Below are 17,092 nucleotides of genomic sequence, written 5' to 3'. Positions count from 1 at the left end.
GCTGGTGGAATACATCCAGTACTACAACCAAGAGCGAATCAAATTGAAATTGAAGGGCCTGAGCCCGGTACAGTACCGGGAGCAGGCCCAACAGGCCCAATCGGCCGCCTGACCCCTGTCCAAGTCTCGGGGGTCACTTCACCATGGGGGCTTGGCCGCGGCATCCATGCCGCGGACACTCCCGCAACCGGACCCACCCCGCCTTCGACAGTTTTCCGCGAGCTGTCGGAATGGCAATGGGGTCGGATCCGGTTTCCACAGGAAAACGGATCCGACCCCAGATTGATTTCGATATCTGACAGAAATTCATCCACGCATGGCGTGGATCTACCCGATCGCGGCAAACTGTCAGAGGTGGGGCGGTGTCGGAGTGCGGGGTGTCAGCCGCATGGATGCGGCTGCCAAGCCCCCATGGACGGGTTTACGGCGTCCCCGCACTCCGACACCGCCCCGCCACCCCACGGAATGCCAGCTATTGCTGTTGCTGTTGCCTTGGCTTGAAGCCTCTGCAGGTGCAGGGCGCAGCCCTGCCGACCAACCCTCAATGCAGCAGGGCCGCCACCGCCGCGCGGAACCCATCCTGGGCCTGCCCGGACTCCGGCGCATGATGCAGCTGGCGTACCGCCCGGGCCAAGCGTGCCGCGCCCACGAACCCACAGCTCGCCTGCAACCGGTGCAACTGGCTGCGCAGCTGACGCTCATCATGCTGGTCCACCGCCTGCTCGACCGCGTCACGCACCCCCGGCAGCTCGGCCAGGAACAGTTCGCGCAGGGCGATCAAGTGGTTGCGCTGGCCATTGAGCGCGGCCAGTGCCGCTGTCTCGTCCCAGTCCTGTACCTGCAGCTCGACCGCTGCCGGGGCCGGGGCAACGGAGATCCCCGCCGGGCTGTTCACCAGTGCGCGGCGCACCGCCTTCAGCAACTGGTCGCGGCCCAGCGGCTTGACCAGGGTGTCGCTGAAGCCAGCTTCGCGCAGGCGGGCATGGATGGACGTGTCACCGTCAGCGGTATGTGCCAACGCCGGGGTGTCGGGATGTGAACGGCGCAGTTCGCGCAGCAGCTGCGCGCCATTGCCGTCAGGCAGGTTGACGTCGATCAGCCACAGGTCGTGCGCGCCGGGTTCGGCGCTGGCCAAAGCGCTGGCCAGCGAATCTGCGGTGTCCACATCCGCCGGTAACGTTTCCAACGCCGCCTTGAAAAAACCGCGGCTGATGATGTCGTCCTCGACAAGCAGGAAGCGGGGCCGGCTGGCCCGCGGGGTCATCTGCATCAGGGCTGCCTCCATGTCAGCTGCTGCAATCATCAAGCACGGCGGCGGCGGGCGCAAGCGGGTCCGGACCCTGCCGGTCAGGATCTGCGACAATACGCCCCCATTTTTGCCCGCAGCCTGTTGCCACGTGGCCCGATCCCGCTCCCGCATCGACCGTACCCCGTTCCAGACCGAAATCCTCGACCTCAGCCATGATGGTCGCGGCGTCGCCCGCCGTGAAGGCGAGGGCGGCAAGGTCACCTTCGTCAGCGGTGCCCTGCCGGGTGAGGTGGTGACGGCCGAACAGACGGCCCGCAGCCGCCATTTCGACGAAGCGCGCACTCTGGAAGTTCTGCAGGCCTCGCCGCAGCGCGTGACCCCGAAGTGCCCGCATTTCGGCACCTGCGCCGGCTGCGTGCTGCAGCACCTGGACGAAGACCAGCAGATCGTCGCCAAGCAGCGCGTGCTGATGGACAACCTGGAGCGGATCGGCCATGTGAAGCCGGGCACCGTGCTTGCGCCGCTGGTCGGCGATAGCTGGGGTTACCGTCGCAAGGGCCGCTTCTCCGTGCGCCGGGTCGAGAAGAAGGACAAGACCCTGGTCGGCTTCCGTGAACAGGATCCGCGTTTCGTCGCCGACCTCAGCCAGTGCCTGACCGTGATCCCGGAGATCGGCACCAAGGTCGAGGCGCTGTCCACCTTCATCGAATCGCTCGATGGCAAGCGCGATATCCCGCAGATTGAGTTCATCGCCGGCGACCAGGCCGTGGTCCTGACCGTGCGCCACCTGCAGCCACTCAGCGATGCGGACCGTGCGGCCTGGGCTGCCTTCGGCCAGCAGCATGGCTTCGTGATCTACCTGCAGTCCGGTGGCGTGGACACCGTGCAGCCGCTGGACGGGCAGGGTGTGCCCCTGTCGTTCCGGCTGGCGCCCTGGGATGTGGAACTGGCATTCCGCCCGCTGGACTTCATCCAGGTCAACGCCAAGCTCAACGAAAAGATGATCGCCCATGCCCTGGATCTGCTGGAGCCGGGTGAGGACGAGCGCGTGCTGGACCTGTTCTGCGGCCTGGGCAATTTCACTCTGCCGCTGGCCCGCCGCGTGCGCGAGGTCGTTGGCGTGGAAGGCGATGCCGGCCTCGTCGCGCGCGCCCGTGAGAATGCTGAGCGCAATGGCCTGGCCAACGCCCAGTTCTTCAGCGCCGACCTGACCCAGGACCAGCGCAGCACCCCGTGGATGCGCCAGGGCTTCGACAAGCTGCTGCTGGATCCGCCGCGCTCGGGCGCGATCGAAGTGCTGCAGCAGCTGCCGCTGAAGCAGTTCAAGCGCATTGTCTACGTGAGCTGCCACCCGGGCTCGCTGGCACGCGATGCCGGCTATCTGGTCAACGAACAGGGCTTCACCCTGGTCAGCGCCGGTGCCATGGACATGTTCCCGCACACCGCGCACGTGGAAAGCATCGCGGTATTCGAGAAGCGCTGAGCAGGTGTCATCACCCGTGGCGCATAATTGCGCCATGGGCATCGAAATCGAACGCAAATTCCTGGTCAGCAGCGATGGCTGGCGCACCGCCGCGCATCGGGTGATCCCGATGGCGCAGGGCTACATCAACGACATGGGCGCGCTCGACCGCGGCACCCAGAACGCCTCGGTGCGCGTGCGCATCGAAGGCGACCACGCCGCGCTGAACCTGAAGTCGCGCACCCTCGGCCATACCCGCCAGGAGTTCGACTACCCGATCCCGGTGGAGGACGCGCGCGCACTGCTGGCGCTGTGCGTCGGCGGCCTGATCGACAAGCGCCGCCATCTGGTCGAACACGCCGGCCTGACCTGGGAAGTGGATGAGTTCCTCGGTGACAACGCCGGCCTGGTGGTGGCTGAAGTCGAGCTGGAAAGCGCCGACCAAGCCATCGACCTGCCGGACTGGGTCGGTGCCGAAGTGACCGATGACGCCCGTTACTACAACGTTGCCCTGGCCAGCCGGCCGTATTCAGAGTGGTGAACCCCAAAAAAGGGGGACGAAAAAAGGGGGACGGAGGGGATTAAGTCGTCTTTACCCCGCCTGTGCAGAAAGCGACTTGATCCCCTCGGTCCCCTTTTATCGAGGAAGGGGGGCCCCATGTGGTGGGGATGAGAATCGACATCTATTCCGACGTGGTCTGCCCCTGGTGCTGGATCGGCAAGCATCGTTTCCAGCAGGGTGTGCAGTTGCTGGGCGCCAATGCGCCTGAACTCGATATCCACTGGCAGCCGTTCCAGCTGGACCCGGATGCGGACGCCACTCCGGTGCCGCTGCGCGAGGCCTATGTGCGCAAGTTCGGTGGCGTCGAGCGTACCGAGCAGATCCTCAACCAGACCCAGGCCACGGCGCGGTCCGAAGGCCTGCCGATGGACTTCAGCCAAGGCCAGGTGCGGGTGACCACGCTGCCGGCGCACCGGCTGCTGTGGCTGGCCGGCGAGCACGGCGTGCAGGACGCGGTGGGTGAAGCGCTGTTCCGCGCCCACTTCGAGCAAGGCCAGAATCTGGCCGATACCGCCGTGCTGGTGAACGCCGGCGTGGCTGGCGGCCTGGACGATGGTGAAATCACGCAGATGCTGGCCTCCGATCGCGGCCTGGCCGAGGTGGAGGCCAAGCTGGCGCAGGCCCATGCATTGGGCATTTCCTCGGTGCCGACCTTCGTGATCGATGGGAAGTGGGCCATTTCCGGGGCGCAGCCCCCCGAAGCCTTTGCCAACGCGCTGCGCCAGATCGCGGCCGAACAGGGGGCCCCGGCCACTCCGGCTGGCGACGAGGCCTGCGGCCCGGACGGCTGCAAGGTCTGAGCAGATCGGGTCGGAGCCCCTGCGGGGATCCGACCCCACACTCCCCTTCGTCTGACCACTGCGCCTGTCGGCCGGTTCTGCGACAATGCGGCACTGCGCCATGAGGCGCGCGCTGTGGAGATCAACCATGCTGCTGATCGGCGTTGCCGGTACCGAACTGACCACCCAGGAACGTGACTGGCTGCAGCACGATGCCGTGGCCGGGGTGGTGCTGTTCAAGCGCAACTTCGCCTCGCGCCAGCAGGTAACCGATCTGAGCGCGGCGATCCGCGCCGTTGCGCCGCGCCCGCAGCTGATCTGCGTGGACCAGGAAGGCGGCCGCGTACAGCGCTTCCGCGAAGGTTACAGTGATCTGCCGCCACTGCAGGACATCGGTGCCCTGTACGCCACCGACCCGCAGCAGGCCCTGTCGCTGGCCGAGCAGCACGCCTGGCTGATGGCCAGTGAAGTCCGCGCTAGCGGGCTGGACCTCAGCTTCGCGCCGGTGGTCGATCTTGGCCGCGGCAACCGCGCCATCGGCAACCGCGCCTTCAGTGAAGACCCGCAGGTGGTTGCGGCGTTCACCGCAGCCTATGTGCGCGGCATGCATGCGGTCGGCATGGCCGCCACGCTCAAGCATTTCCCCGGCCACGGCACCGTGCTGGAAGACACCCACGTGGATACCGCGATCGATCCGCGCGCGCTGGACGAGCTGCGCGCGCAGGACCTGGTGCCATTCCAGGCCGGCATCGCCGCCGGTGCCGACGCGGTGATGATGGCGCACGTGATCTACCCGCAGATTGCGCCTGAACCGGCTGGCTATTCGCCGCGCTGGATCCAGGACATCCTGCGTGGCGAGCTCGGCTTCCGCGGCGTGGTGTTCTCCGATGACATCGGCATGGCCGCCTCGCACAGTGCCGGTGGCGTGCCCGCGCGCGTGCACGCACACCTGGACGCCGGCTGCGACGTGGTGCTGGTCTGCCACCCGGAGCTGGTTGATGAAGCCCTGCACGCGGTGCAGGGGCGCTCCCTCAATACTGCTGCGCTGCTGGGCCTGCTCGGCCGCGGCGCGCTTGGCTGGGATGGCCTGCTGGCCGATGCCCGCCATGGCCACACCCAATCCCGTCTGATTGAAACCCTTGGAAGAACCGTCTGATGCCCAACCTCACCATTTCCCAGGCCCTGGCCCAGGCTGACCTGCTGGTCGACCGCCCCACCATCGACAAGGCCATCGCTGGTATCGCCGACGCCATCGCGCGCGATTACAAGGGCGAGGTGCCGCTGTTCCTGTCAATCATGCACGGCGCGCTGCCGTTCGCCGGCCAGCTGGCGCTGGAGCTGGGCGCGCGCGGCCAGGACGTGCAGTTCGATTACCTGCACGCTACCCGTTACCGCGGTGAAACCACCGGCGGCGACCTGGTCTGGAAGCACAAGCCGGCCACTTCGCTGTTCGGCCGCCGCGTGCTGCTGGTCGACGACATCCTGGACGAGGGCTACACCCTGCAGGGCGTGCGCACCTGGTGCCTGGAACAGGGCGCGACCGACGTGCGCATCGCCGCGATGACGGTGAAGAAGCACGACCGCGCGCTGCCGGACGTGACCGCCGACTACGCCGGCATCGAACTGCCGGACCGCTACGTGTTCGGCTTCGGCATGGACGTCAATGAAACCCTGCGCTGCGTGCCGGCCATCTACGCGATGAAGGAATAACGGCGCAGCCGCCCGCGGCGCGTCTTCTTCTGCCGCCGGCATCCTCGGGTGCCGGCGTTGGTCTTTTCATGGAGTGCTTTGAATGCAACAGATCGCCCTGGCCGTGATCGGCGGTACCGGTGTCTACAACCTGGCCAAGCTTGACGACGTGCAGACCCACGAGGTCGACACCCGCTTCGGCCGCCCGTCCGGCCCGGTACGCGTCGGTACGCTGCTTGGACACCGCGTGGCGTTCCTGGCGCGGCATGGCGAGGGCCATTCGCTGCCGCCGCACAAGATCAACTACCGCGCCAACCTGGCCGCACTGCAGCAACTGGGCGCGCAGCGCGTGCTGGCGTTGAACACGGTGGGGGGCATCACCGAACACTTTGGTCCGCGCGTGCTGGCCTGCCCGGATCAGATCATCGACTACACCTGGGGCCGCATCAGCACGATCTGTGAAGAAGAAGGCACCGACGTGGTCCACGTCGATTTCGGCCACCCCTATACGCCGATGCTGCGCAGCAAGATCCTGGCCGCTGCGAAAGTGACCGGTGTCACGGTCCATGACGGCGGCTGCTACGGCGCAACGCAGGGCCCGCGCCTGGAAACCATCGCCGAGATCGCCCGCATGCGCCGCGACGGCTGCGATCTGGTGGGCATGACCGGGATGCCGGAAGCCGCACTGGCACGGGAGCTGGGGCTGGATTACGCCTGCCTGGCGATCATCGCCAACTGGGCTGCCGGCTGTGGCGATGGTGAAGAGATCACGATGGCTGAAGTACTTGCCAACGTGCAGGCCGCCAGCAACGGACTTCCGGAACTGGTAGGTGAATTGGCACGGGGGTGATTGTCTTCGCCGAGCAAGCTTTGCATACTCAGCTTGTGCGCGGGTTCAGCGTACACCACCCATTCATTGCATAAGGTCTCGCATCACCATGCCGAACGGTACCGTCAAGTGGTTCAACGACGCCAAGGGATTTGGCTTCATCTCGCCGGAGGATGGCAGCGCCGACGTGTTCGCGCACTTCTCCGCCATCAACTCCAAGGGCTTCCGCAGCCTGCAGGAAGGCCAGCGTGTCACCTATGACGTGACCCAGGGCCCGAAGGGTGCCCAGGCTTCGAACATCACGCCGGCCGAGTGATCCACTCGACAGTGCGTTGAAAACCCCGCTCCGGCGGGGTTTTTTTTGCGCGGCACGCTCGCGGCCCGTTCGCGATCCACCCACCTCGGGCACAATGCGCCCATGAAGGAACGACTGCGCATCGCCGTGATCGGCTACGGCACCGCTGGACAGGCAGTGTCCATCCTGCTCACCCGTGACGGCCACGAGGTGGAGATCTTCGAACGCGTGCCCACGCCGGGACCGGTTGGCGCCGGCTTCCTGCTGCAGCCCAGCGGCCTGCAGGTACTGTGGCAGATGGGCCTGCTTGATTCCGTGCGTGCACATGCCGCGCCGGTGCACCGCCTGTATGGCGACACGCCGTGCGAGCGCGCGGTGATGGACATGGCCTATGCCGGGCTGGATGCACGCCTGCATGGGCTGGGCATGCAGCGCGGGGCGCTGTTTTCGCTGCTGGACCAGGCCCGCGATGGCGCCGGCCAGCTGCATGTCGGCACCACCATCGTTTCCGTCGACGCCGCACAGGGGCGTTTGCGCGACAGCGAGGGGCGCCAGCACGGACCGTTCGACCTTGTGGTGGCTGCCGATGGTGCAGCTTCAACGCTGCGCGGCGGCGTCGAGCGGGGCATCGCGCTGGACAGGGTTTATCCGTGGGGCGCGCTGTGGTGCCTGCTGCCGGCCGAGGACTGGCCGCACATGAGCGAGCTGCGCCAGCGCTACGTGGCCGCGCGCAAGATGATCGGGCTGCTGCCGGTCGGTACCCGCCCCGGTGATGACACGCCGCGCCTGAGCTTCTTCTGGAGCCTGCCACGCGCCGATTTCGATCGGTGGCAGGCCGAAGGTATGGCGCCCTGGCTGGATGAACTGCATGCGCTGTGGCCGCAGGCCAGTGCGCGCTTCGCCCATCTGCGCGATGCCGGCCAGATGGCGCGCGCCGTTTACCGTGATGCGGTGATGACACGTTGGCACCAAGGCCGCATGGTGCTGGCCGGTGATGCGGCGCATGCGATGAGCCCCCAGCTGGGGCAGGGTGTGAACATGGCGTTGCTCGATGCACTGGCACTGCGCGATGCCGTGCGCAGCCATGGCGGCAGTGCGGCGGCATTGCAGGCCTACCAAGCGCAGCGGCGCGCGCATGTGGCCGTGTACCAGCGCTGGAGCCGCTGGCTGACGCCACTGTTCCAGTCCGACCGCGACGCTTGGGCGAAAGCGCGTGATGTGCTGCTTGGCCCGATGGGGCGCCTGCCCGGTGGCCGTGGGCATATGCTGCGCATACTCAGTGGCACGCAGCATGGCTGGCTTGGCTCGATCCAACTGGACCCGGCATTCGTCAACGAACTGGGCACGTCGATGGCAATGCCTCCCAGCAACGCGATCACGGCCAGTGCGTGAGGCGCGTCGTCACGTGAATTAACGGCTGCGTCACTACAGATATGCGAGAAGTGGGTTGCACGCGATTGCGCGTCGCCCGTTTTCCTTTCCGTGATCGACATCGCGCGTGGCCCGGGCGGCGCTGCCGTTGCGGCCTGTTGCGGCCCGGACGCGCCGCCTGTTGTTGAAGAGGAGGACGCCATGTTGTTCGCGGTCGAGGAGCTGGAATCGGAAATCTGCAAGCTGCGTGGTCTGCTGCAGATGCTGCACGAGGACCAGCCCGACGTACTGGAGGACGTGTTTGAATTCCATGTGGGCAGCCTGATCAGCCACGCGTCGCCGGAACACCATGCACGCATCCGCGCCTGCGCGCAGGAAATGCTGGCGAGGATCCAGGCCTTGCCGCGGCGGCGTGAAGGGGACACGCCCGAGTTCCAGTTGATGCCGCAGCTGGAGATCCGCCCCGCCTGATTCACGTCACGGGCAGTTCGACCAGGCTGCCCTCGACGCAGGCGACCCTCTGCTCGCCGGGAGCGGGAACAGGCACGATTCCCGCAGTGAACGCAGAGAAGGCCGGCAGGACCGTCATCCCGTCACGCAGCCAGAATACGGGGAAGCGCCGACGCAACGGCGACAGGGCGACCTGCGGATGCAGATGCCCAGCGATCACATGCCGTCCTGCATCGGCCACTGGCTCATGGCGAAGCATGAACGGATGCAGGTGTGCTTCATCGTGGATCTGTACCAGCAGCTGGGCGTGCGGCAGGTGGCGGTCGTGATTTCCGCGCAGGACATGCACGTCCAGCGCCGCGTTGCGTTCGCGCCATGCCAACCATTGCTGGTACCACGCGGCGCGATGCGCCGGTCCATGCAGGATGTCGCCCAGGATCCACAGCTCGCGGCATGCATACCTGTCCAGCAGCGCCTGCAGGCGATTGAGGTCTTCCCCGGTGCCACCACTGGGGAGCGCGATGCCGGCACGGCGGAATACGTCGGCCTTGCCCAAGTGCAGGTCGGCGATCAACAGCGCCTGCCGTGTGGGCCAGTACAGCGCGCGCTCGCCAAGCAGCACAAGCGATTCGCCCGCGCGCAGCAGCAGCAGTTCATCGGCCATGGCGGCGCTCCAGCTGCTTGGCCGCGCGTTGCACGCGGGTACGCCAGTCCTCGTTGCTGAACTGCCCACGCAGGCGTTCGGCCCACAGCGGGAAGCCCAGGGGCGTCAGCGACGCCGGGCATTGCACCGACAGCGCCTGCGTGCCGATCCTTGCCAGTACCTGCCGCAAGCCCGGCAGGTCAAGGCTGTCGTGCAGCACTTCGCGTTCGGCCAACGCCAGCAGCAGATGGCCCGGATCGTGCTCGCGCAGTACATCGAAGAGCAGGCCCGCCGACGCCTGCAACTGCCGCAGCGATCGCGGCATGCCACCGGGCAGGCTGGGCACCAGCAGGCCGGCCACACGTGCGATGCCGCGGAACTGGCGCCGCGCCAGCTCGCCCAGGTTCACTGCGGCACGCAGATCATCCAGCAGCTGATCGGGGGTGAACAATGCTCGCCATTGCGCTGCGTCCAGATCGATCGCCTGGGCCGGTGCCAGCACCAGGCCATGGTCGTTCACCGCGTAGCCGATGCTGTTGCGCTGCAGGCGGGTACAGCGCAAGGCCAGCAGGGCGGCCAGCGCCTCATGCACGTGGCGGCCGGCAAAGGGATAGACGAACAGGAACTGGCCTTCGCGACGCCGCACCTGTTCCACCAGCAGGTGGTCCGGGCCGGGAAGCGCCGACAACTGTTGCTGCAGTGCCAGCAAGGGCGACAGCCAGCGTGATTCGGCACTGTTGTCGGCGCCGGACAGTACCCACTCCAGCTCGCGACCGAGTGGCATCGACAGCGGCAACTGGCCTCCCTGCCAGCGTGGCACGACGCCGTCTCCGCGCCCTCGTGCCAACCGCACGAAGGCGGTCATGTCGCGCAGCTGCACCAGCTCCAGCAGGCGCCCGGCGAACTGGAAACGATCGCCACGTCGCAGCCGGCTGGCGAACTGCTCCTCCACGGCGCCCAGGCTGCCGCCGCGCAGGAACTGCACGCGCACGCTGCCATCGCTGCTGATGGTGCCGATCGAAAGCCGATGACGCAGCGCCTGGCGGCGGTCATGCATGCGGTACCACCCATCGGCATCACGCACGACCTTGTGGAAATCGGGGTACTGGGCCAAGGCCTGCCCGCCCTGCACGATGAACGTGAGCACGGCCTGCCATTGGTCGTTGCCGAGCGACGCGAAGGCATGGGTACGCCGGACCTGTTCCAGCAGCGCAGTGCTGTCGAAGCCGCCCGCCAGCGCACGGCTGACCGCGTGCTGGGCCAGCACATCCAGCGACAGCGTCGGCGGCCTGCGCGCTTCGACCACGCCTTCAGCCAATGCACGGCGCACCGCAGCGTACTCGGCCAGTTCCAGCGCATGGCTGGGCACGCACAGGATGGCGCCGCTGGCACCCGGGCGGTGGCGTGCGCGTCCGGCGCGCTGGCGCAGGCGCGCCACGCCCTTCGGGCTGCCCAGCTGCAGGACCTGTTCTACTTCGGGGAAGTCCACGCCGAGGTCAAGGCTGGAAGTGGCAACCACGCAGCGCAGCGCGCCCGCGCGCAGTCCGTCTTCCACCTGCTGGCGCAGGGCCGGATCCAGCGAGCCATGGTGCAGCGCAAGCGTGTCCAGTTCCTCCGGCCACACCGCGGCCAGCGCCTGATGCCACAGTTCTGCCTGTGCACGGGTGTTGGTGAACAGCAGGCTACTGCGTGCCTGCATCAGCGCCTCCAGCACGCGTGGCAGCTGTGCCAGGCCCAGATGCCCCGCCCATGGGAAGCGTTCGCCGGGGTCTGGCAGCAGGCTGCGCACGCTGAGTGTGCGCGGCCGTACGCCCTGCACGATTGGTGCTTCCGGTTGACCGGGCAGCAGCACGTCGCGCGCCTCCTGCAGATTGCCCAGCGTGGCCGACAGACCCCACAGCTGCAATGCCGGCCTGGCATCGCGCAACACCGCCAGGTTCAACTGCAGCAGGACGCCGCGCTTGTTGCCCAGCAGTTCGTGCCATTCATCCACCACCACGCAGCGCAGCTGGCGCATGCGCGGCAGCGTGTCGGGATAGCTCAACAACAGCGCCAGCGATTCGGGCGTGGTCACCAGTACGTCGACGCGGCCCTCGCGCGCCTGTCGTCGTTCGCGGTTGCTGGCGTCGCCACTACGCAGGCCGACACGCCATCCCAGCCCCAGCCCATCGACCACGTCCTGCAGTGCGCGTGCGGTATCACTGGCCAACGCGCGCAAGGGCGTCACCCACAGCACCTGCAGTGGGCGCACCGCGCTGGCCCGACGGGGCAAGGGTGGCGGATCGATCATGGCCTGCAGCAGGGGCCCGCCGAACATCGCCAGTGTCTTGCCGCTGCCCGTGGGCGTATGCAGCAACCCGGATTCGCCCGCCAGGTAGTGGCGCCACATTGCGCGCTGGAACGGCAGTGAGCGCCAGCCTCTGGACCCAAACCAGTCTTCCAGCCGGCGCAGCGCCTGGCTGCGGGTCATCGCGCCAGCGCCTTCAGGCTGGCCAGCTGATCGGCCTCGCTGGCGGGCTTGTCGTGGCGCCAGCGCAGGATGCGCGGGAAGCGCACGGCGATGCCGGACTTGTGCCGGCTGCTGCGGTTGACTGCTTCAAAGCCCAGCTCGAACACCTGTTCGGCGCGTACGCTGCGCACCGGCCCGAAGCGCTCGCGGGTGTTGGCGCGGATCCAGCGGTCGAGCGCGAGGATCTCCTTGTCGTCCAGGCCGGAATACGCCTTGGCCACCGGCACCAGCGTGTCGCCGTCCCACACGCCAAAGGTGTAGTCGGTGTACAGCGTGCTGCGTCGGCCGTGCCCGGCCTGTGCGTACAGCAGCACCGCGTCTATCGTGAGTGGATCGACCTTCCATTTCCACCAGTCGCCGCGTCGTCGCCCCGCCTGGTAGGAGGACGTGCGCCGCTTCAGCATCAACCCCTCCACACCGCGTTCGCGCGCCACATCGCGCATCGCCGCGGCCTGCGGCCAGTCGCCGGCGGCAACGTCGGGCGACAGCTGGATGCGCGCATCGCCCAGTGCACCGACGACCTCGGTGAGCCGCGCGCGCCGTTGCTGCAATGGAAGTTCGCGCAGGTCCGCGCCATCGAGTTCCAGCAGGTCGTAGGCGAGCACGCGCACCGGCGTGTTGCGCAGGGTGGCCGCGCCGGGTTTGCGGCGCTGGATGCGGGTCTGCAGCGCGGTGAAGGCACGTGGCAGGTCCGCGGCTTCGTCCCAGGCCAGCAGCTCGCCATCCAGCACGCAGCCATCGGGAAGCGCCATCGCCGCCTGTTCGATTTCGGGGAAGCGACCATCCAGCCGCTCTTCGCCACGTGACCATAAGGCGACCTCGCCGCGCCGGCGCAGCAGCTGCACGCGGATGCCATCCCACTTCCATTCCAGCAGCCAGTCGTCGATCGCACCGAGTCGTTCGGCAGGGCTGCCCTCCAGTGGCGAGGCGAGGAAAAAGGGGTAGGGCTGCTGCCGGTCCAGCGGCAGCTCATCCGGCGACAGCAGCTGGGCCAGCAGCCCGGGCGAGGGCACCCACTCGCCCAGCATGCGCTGGGCGATGCGGGCAATATCCAGGCCGGACCACTCGGCCAGCGCCTGCTGCACCAGCCGTTGCGAGACGCCAACGCGCAGGGCTCCGGTCAGCAGCTTGTTGAACACCAGGCGTTCGCTGCTGCACAGCTGCCGCCAGCCGGCGACGACCGCCGCACGGCGCACCGCCTCGGGTTGGTTGGCCACCGCCAGCAGGTGCTGTTCGATCCATTCGGCCAGGGGGCGGTCAGGCGAGGGGTTTGGTGGGTCGTCCAGCAGCAGGGTCAGCGTTTCGGCCAGGTCACCGACCTGCGCATAGCTGTCGTCCACCAGCCACGGTGGCAACCCTGATTCCTCGGCGATCCAGGCGCGCAGTTCGCCACTGGCGGCGATCTTCCGGCGTGCGCCGCCCACCTTGCCACCACTGAGGAGGTACAGCGCCCACGCCGCATCGTGCGCGCCTGCCTGGCCGAAGTAATCGACCAGCGCCGCTCGCTTGTCCAGCGTGGCAGTGCTGCGGTCCAGGCGTTGGTAGAGCGCTGCGAAGGCTTTCATTCCTCGCTCCCGAAATCGGTACGGAAGGCTTCGGCAGCCACGCCGCGCTCACGCAGGTAGGGAATCAGCGCATCGGTATTGCCATGGGTGGCGATCACCCTCTGCGCGCCGGTCTGTTCGATCGTCGTCAGCAGTGCTGGCCAATCGGCGTGATCGGAAATGACGAAGCCACGATCGACGTTGCGTCGGCGCCGGTTGCCGCGCAATTGCATCCAGCCCGAGGCGAAGCCCAGCTGGTGGCGCCCGAAGCGGCGCATCCAGGGCGTGCCCGCAGCCGAGGGCGGGGCGAGGATCAACTGGCCGGCGGCATCGGGTTGACGGCCCTGTTCGGCCACGGTGAGCGTCTCCAGCATCGGTACGCCGGCCTGCCGGTACACCGCTACGCCATTGGCGATGGCGCCATGCAGCCAGGCCGGGCGATCATCCAGCGGCCGCAGCTCGGCCAGCACCCGTTGTGCCTTGCCCAGTGCATAGCACAGCAGGATCGCCGCCTCGCCGCGCTGTTCGCATTCGCGGCGCCACGCCACGATCTCCGCAGCGACTGCCGGCGTGTCCGGCCAGCGGTAGATCGGCAGGGCGAAGGTTGCCTCGGTGATGAACGTATCGCAGGGCACCACTTCGAACGGCGCGCAGGTCGGGTCTGGCTGGCGCTTGTAGTCGCCGGAGGCCACCCAGACCTGCCGCCCGTCGTCGATGCGCACCTGCGAGGACCCCAGCACGTGGCCGGCTGGATGCAGTGATACTTGCACCCGGCCCAGGCGGAACGGGGTGCCCTCGGCATGCGCCTGCACCGGCACGTCGCCCAGGCGCCAACGCAGGATCGGCAGGCTGCCGTCGCTGCAGTGGTATTCGCCCATGCCCGGGCGAGCATGGTCACCGTGGCCATGGGTGATGACCGCGCGCGGCACCGGCCGCCAGGGATCGATGTGGAAGTCGCCCGCAGCGCAGTACAGCCCCTCGGGGCGCAACACCACCAGATCGTCATTGCCTGCCATGCCATCACTGTGGCCTGCGGCTCGTGCACGGGGTGAGAACCGGCCTGAACACGGGCTTGGCAGGTCATGCGGCACAATCGGGCCGCACACTTCTTGCCGCCAGGATGGACCGGATGAGTGGACCGAGCTTCAGCAGCAACGCGCCCTACGAAACCCATGTGGTACTGAACCAGCCGCCGCCGTTCGCGGGGCGGCAGTTGTGGACCGACGACGCGGCGCTGATGGAAGCCGTTCAGCGCGAAGGCGCTGGCAGCTTCGCGCCACGATTGGCGGTGTATGGCGCGCTGGCGGGTGATGAGCTGTACCGGGTCGGCTTCGATGCCAACCGCGATCGGCCACGCCTGCGCACGCATGATGCGCAGGGCCATCGCATCGACACGGTGGAGTTCCATCCGGCCTATCACCAGTTGATGGACACGGCCAAATCGCACGGGGTCGCAGGCTTGTCCTGGCATGAGCCGCAGCCCGGCGCGCACGTGGCACGTGCGGTGTTGAGCTACCTGCATCACCAGGCCGAGGCGGGCACCAGTTGCCCATTGACGATGACCCATGCAGCAGTAGCGGTGCTGCGCACGCAGCCGCACCTGGCCGAGTGGGCACGCAAGGCCGCAGCGCCGGTCTATGACCCGCGCGACGTGCCGGTGGCGGACAAGGCCGGCATCACCCTGGGCATGGGCATGACCGAGAAGCAGGGCGGCTCGGATGTACGTGCCAACAGTACCCGCGCCGAACCGATCGATGGCGAGCGCTATCGCCTGGTCGGCCACAAGTGGTTCTTTTCCGCGCCGATGTGCGACGGCTTCCTGGTGCTGGCGCAGGCGCCGGGAGGACTGACCTGCCTGCTGTTGCCGCGCCGCCTGGCAGACGGTGACCGCAACGCGTTCCGCCTGATGCGGTTGAAGGACAAGCTTGGGGATTGGGCCAATGCCTCCAGCGAGGTCGAGTTCTGCGGCGCGCAGGCGTGGCGGGTGGGTGAAGAGGGCCGCGGCGTGGCCACCATCATCGGCATGGTGATGATGACCCGCCTGGACTGCATGCTGGGCGCCGCAGCGGAGATGCGCATGGCGCTGGCGCAGGCGCTGCATCACGCACGGCATCGCCGCACCTTTGGCAAGCTGCTGGTCGAGCACCCGTTGATGACCAACGTGCTGGCTGATCTGGCGATGGAGTCGGAAGCGGCCACGGTGTTGGCGATCCGCATCGCACGCGCGGTGGATCGTGCCGGTGTGGATGCCAATGAAGCCGCGATGGCACGGTTGGGGACGGCACTAGGCAAGTACTGGCTGTGCAAGCGTGCGCCGGCCTTCGTCAATGAAGCGCAGGAATGCCTGGGCGGCGCGGGCTATGTGGAGGAGTCGATGCTGCCGCGCCTGTACCGGCAGGCACCGTTGAATTCGATCTGGGAAGGCAGCGGCAACATCCAGTGTCTGGATGTGCTGCGTGCATTGGCCCGTGAACCGGAGGCGATGGCGGCATTGCGCGGCGAGCTGGCGGCGGTGGCCGACCGTGATGCGCGCTACGCAGCGGCATTGCAGCGCTGGGCAGCGGCACCGGCACCGGAGGAATCACAGGCGCGACTGTTCTGCGAGCGCACTGCGCTGTTGTTGCAGGCAGCGCTGCTGCTGCGTGCGCGCAGCCCGATCGCCGAGGCGTTCGTGCGCAGCCGGCTGGAAGGAGAGCACGGGCTGGCATTCGGGACGCTGCCGGCGGGCCTGGAGCTGACCGCGATGCTGGCGCGCGCGCTGCCGTAGGCAATGGCCAACGGCGGTGCCCCTCGTGGTGGGCGGCGCGGAGCCTGCATCGTGAGCGGGCCGCGCGGGTGGGTTGCGCAGGGGGCGCTGCAAGTCCTCCTCCGGGGCCTGGCCCAGCCGCAGGCGGCTGGGCGTTCGGTCGCTTGCGAAGCAGTGCTTCGCAAGCAAGGCGCCCTTACCCATGTAAGCTTGGTCGCCGCCTTCTCGTGTGCGCAGTCCTGCGCACACGGCAAGACCGGGGTTGGGCGTCCTGCCCAACCCGCCCGAGGCATGCCTCGGGCCCATGCGGCTCACGCCCCTGCGCAACCCACCCGCGCGGCCGCGGACAATTTCCGTGGCCGCACACTACGGAATCAACAGCAAAGGCAGGGAGCGAAAAACAGTAAAGCCGCGGCCATGCCGCGGCTTTACTGTAGCGCCGAGCCGGTGCTCGGCTGCCGGCAAGGCTCAGTGCTTGGCTTCTTCCTTGGCGGCGTTGGCCTTGGCGTCATTGGCGACATCGCGCGCCTTGTCGGCGACCTTCTGCGCGGCGTCGGCAGTGGCGTCGCTGGCGTGCGCGGCCGCGTCGGTGGCGGCGACCTTGGCCTGGTCAGCGGCATTGGCGGTGGCGTCGGCGGCCTTGTCCAGCGCCTGCTGGGTATCGGCGGCGGCCTGCTCGGAAGCAGCAGCGGTCTTGTCGGCGGCGTCGCGGGTTGCGGCAGCGGCCCGGTCGACGGCATCGCGGGCAGCGACGCCAGCGCTGTCGGCGGCCTGCTGCGCGTCCTGCTTGGCCTGTTCGGCCTCCGGGCCCTTGCAGGCGGCCAGGGCCAGCAGCAGGGAGCCGGCCAGCAGGGTGGTGGTGATCGGACGAATCTTCATGGCGGTCTCCGGTACTGCAATGGATGGGGACGCCAGCCTATTCATGCCGTTGTGAAGACGGGGTCGCGGAGCGCGCTCAGTCGCG

At 67.8% G+C, this 17,092-nt stretch carries 17 protein-coding genes; 11 read left to right on the top strand and 6 right to left on the bottom strand.

Annotated elements, in window-relative coordinates; translation table 11 throughout:
* Window positions 1–112 (top strand): IS3 family transposase (locus tag AC5P8C_RS05010; protein WP_288042072.1); only part of this gene is annotated, 112 nt, incomplete at its 5' end.
* A gap of 429 nt (window positions 113–541) precedes the next feature.
* Here AC5P8C_RS05010 and AC5P8C_RS05005 read toward each other — a convergent pair.
* Window positions 542–1,270, bottom strand: a complete 729-nt coding sequence (locus AC5P8C_RS05005; RefSeq protein ID WP_031270573.1) for a response regulator — start codon at window positions 1,268–1,270, stop codon at window positions 542–544.
* A 127-nt stretch (window positions 1,271–1,397) separates the two neighbouring features.
* Between AC5P8C_RS05005 and rlmD the strand changes: the two genes are divergently transcribed.
* From rlmD to AC5P8C_RS04960, 9 genes are all read left to right on the top strand, one after another.
* The gene (rlmD, locus tag AC5P8C_RS05000; protein WP_155029934.1) at window positions 1,398–2,732 is read left to right on the top strand and encodes a 23S rRNA (uracil(1939)-C(5))-methyltransferase RlmD; all 1,335 of its coding nucleotides are present in this window, start codon (window positions 1,398–1,400) and stop codon (window positions 2,730–2,732) included.
* Window positions 2,733–2,766: 34 nt separating this feature from the next.
* On the top strand, window positions 2,767–3,252 hold the full coding sequence (locus AC5P8C_RS04995) for a CYTH domain-containing protein (RefSeq protein ID WP_031270571.1): 486 nt from the start codon (window positions 2,767–2,769) through the stop codon (window positions 3,250–3,252).
* A 128-nt stretch (window positions 3,253–3,380) separates the two neighbouring features.
* A complete protein-coding gene (locus AC5P8C_RS04990; protein WP_233653871.1) occupies window positions 3,381–4,073 on the top strand; it encodes a DsbA family oxidoreductase in 693 nt (230 codons plus the stop codon).
* Window positions 4,074–4,200: 127 nt separating this feature from the next.
* A complete protein-coding gene (gene nagZ / locus AC5P8C_RS04985) occupies window positions 4,201–5,208 on the top strand; it encodes a beta-N-acetylhexosaminidase (protein ID WP_495218378.1) in 1,008 nt (335 codons plus the stop codon).
* Window positions 5,208–5,762 carry a hypoxanthine-guanine phosphoribosyltransferase gene (locus AC5P8C_RS04980; protein WP_005410592.1) on the top strand — a complete coding sequence of 185 codons (555 nt, stop codon included), beginning with the start codon at window positions 5,208–5,210 and terminating at the stop codon, window positions 5,760–5,762. Before nagZ ends, AC5P8C_RS04980 begins: the two co-directional genes overlap by 1 nt.
* 82 nt (window positions 5,763–5,844) lie before the next feature.
* Entirely contained in the window at window positions 5,845–6,591 is a 747-nt protein-coding gene (locus AC5P8C_RS04975; protein WP_049430529.1) for an S-methyl-5'-thioinosine phosphorylase, read from the top strand.
* A gap of 88 nt (window positions 6,592–6,679) precedes the next feature.
* The gene (locus AC5P8C_RS04970) at window positions 6,680–6,886 is read left to right on the top strand and encodes a cold-shock protein (protein ID WP_005410590.1); all 207 of its coding nucleotides are present in this window, start codon (window positions 6,680–6,682) and stop codon (window positions 6,884–6,886) included.
* Between the two features lie 102 nt (window positions 6,887–6,988).
* A complete protein-coding gene (locus tag AC5P8C_RS04965; RefSeq protein WP_019662158.1) occupies window positions 6,989–8,257 on the top strand; it encodes an FAD-dependent oxidoreductase in 1,269 nt (422 codons plus the stop codon).
* Window positions 8,258–8,437: 180 nt separating this feature from the next.
* Complete coding sequence (locus tag AC5P8C_RS04960) at window positions 8,438–8,707, top strand: hypothetical protein (RefSeq protein WP_019662157.1); 270 nt, start codon at window positions 8,438–8,440, stop codon at window positions 8,705–8,707.
* 1 nt (window position 8,708) lies between these two features.
* On the opposite strand, the gene pdeM is transcribed toward AC5P8C_RS04960, so the two are convergent.
* The 4 genes from pdeM to AC5P8C_RS04940 form a co-directional block, all read right to left on the bottom strand.
* Window positions 8,709–9,350 (bottom strand): ligase-associated DNA damage response endonuclease PdeM, encoded by a 642-nt coding sequence (gene pdeM / locus AC5P8C_RS04955; protein WP_019662156.1) that lies wholly within the window; start codon window positions 9,348–9,350, stop codon window positions 8,709–8,711.
* Entirely contained in the window at window positions 9,340–11,718 is a 2,379-nt protein-coding gene (locus AC5P8C_RS04950; protein ID WP_425605114.1) for a ligase-associated DNA damage response DEXH box helicase, read from the bottom strand. The genes pdeM and AC5P8C_RS04950 overlap by 11 nt, the downstream gene beginning before the upstream one ends.
* Before the next feature lie 77 nt (window positions 11,719–11,795).
* Window positions 11,796–13,403: an ATP-dependent DNA ligase gene (locus AC5P8C_RS04945; protein WP_019662154.1), complete on the bottom strand. Its 1,608-nt coding sequence runs from the start codon at window positions 13,401–13,403 to the stop codon at window positions 11,796–11,798.
* Entirely contained in the window at window positions 13,400–14,398 is a 999-nt protein-coding gene (locus AC5P8C_RS04940; protein ID WP_019662153.1) for a ligase-associated DNA damage response exonuclease, read from the bottom strand. The genes AC5P8C_RS04945 and AC5P8C_RS04940 overlap by 4 nt, the downstream gene beginning before the upstream one ends.
* A gap of 113 nt (window positions 14,399–14,511) precedes the next feature.
* Between AC5P8C_RS04940 and AC5P8C_RS04935 the strand changes: the two genes are divergently transcribed.
* Entirely contained in the window at window positions 14,512–16,149 is a 1,638-nt protein-coding gene (locus AC5P8C_RS04935) for an acyl-CoA dehydrogenase family protein (protein WP_019662152.1), read from the top strand.
* Between the two features lie 447 nt (window positions 16,150–16,596).
* Here AC5P8C_RS04935 and AC5P8C_RS04930 read toward each other — a convergent pair whose 3' ends face one another.
* The gene (locus AC5P8C_RS04930; protein WP_019662151.1) at window positions 16,597–17,007 is read right to left on the bottom strand and encodes a hypothetical protein; all 411 of its coding nucleotides are present in this window, start codon (window positions 17,005–17,007) and stop codon (window positions 16,597–16,599) included.
* Window positions 17,008–17,092: the final 85 nt, after the last annotated feature.

The sequence above is a fragment of the Stenotrophomonas sp. YJH_SMC_46 genome, from assembly GCF_059370315.1.
Note: the sequence above shows the minus strand (reverse complement) of the source record. Positions and strands in the feature narration are given on the sequence as shown.

Coding starts and splice junctions, on each gene's coding strand:
- AC5P8C_RS05005 (WP_031270573.1), bottom strand. CDS start 1,270: ATGCAGATGACCCCGCGGGCCAGCCGGCCCCGCTTCCTGCTTGTCGAG.
- AC5P8C_RS04995 (WP_031270571.1), top strand. CDS start 2,767: ATGGGCATCGAAATCGAACGCAAATTCCTGGTCAGCAGCGATGGCTGG.
- AC5P8C_RS04990 (WP_233653871.1), top strand. CDS start 3,381: ATGAGAATCGACATCTATTCCGACGTGGTCTGCCCCTGGTGCTGGATC.
- nagZ (WP_495218378.1), top strand. CDS start 4,201: ATGCTGCTGATCGGCGTTGCCGGTACCGAACTGACCACCCAGGAACGT.
- AC5P8C_RS04980 (WP_005410592.1), top strand. CDS start 5,208: ATGCCCAACCTCACCATTTCCCAGGCCCTGGCCCAGGCTGACCTGCTG.
- AC5P8C_RS04975 (WP_049430529.1), top strand. CDS start 5,845: ATGCAACAGATCGCCCTGGCCGTGATCGGCGGTACCGGTGTCTACAAC.
- AC5P8C_RS04970 (WP_005410590.1), top strand. CDS start 6,680: ATGCCGAACGGTACCGTCAAGTGGTTCAACGACGCCAAGGGATTTGGC.
- AC5P8C_RS04965 (WP_019662158.1), top strand. CDS start 6,989: ATGAAGGAACGACTGCGCATCGCCGTGATCGGCTACGGCACCGCTGGA.
- AC5P8C_RS04960 (WP_019662157.1), top strand. CDS start 8,438: ATGTTGTTCGCGGTCGAGGAGCTGGAATCGGAAATCTGCAAGCTGCGT.
- pdeM (WP_019662156.1), bottom strand. CDS start 9,350: ATGGCCGATGAACTGCTGCTGCTGCGCGCGGGCGAATCGCTTGTGCTG.
- AC5P8C_RS04950 (WP_425605114.1), bottom strand. CDS start 11,718: ATGTGGCGCCACTACCTGGCGGGCGAATCCGGGTTGCTGCATACGCCC.
- AC5P8C_RS04945 (WP_019662154.1), bottom strand. CDS start 13,403: ATGAAAGCCTTCGCAGCGCTCTACCAACGCCTGGACCGCAGCACTGCC.
- AC5P8C_RS04940 (WP_019662153.1), bottom strand. CDS start 14,398: ATGGCAGGCAATGACGATCTGGTGGTGTTGCGCCCCGAGGGGCTGTAC.
- AC5P8C_RS04935 (WP_019662152.1), top strand. CDS start 14,512: ATGAGTGGACCGAGCTTCAGCAGCAACGCGCCCTACGAAACCCATGTG.
- AC5P8C_RS04930 (WP_019662151.1), bottom strand. CDS start 17,007: ATGAAGATTCGTCCGATCACCACCACCCTGCTGGCCGGCTCCCTGCTG.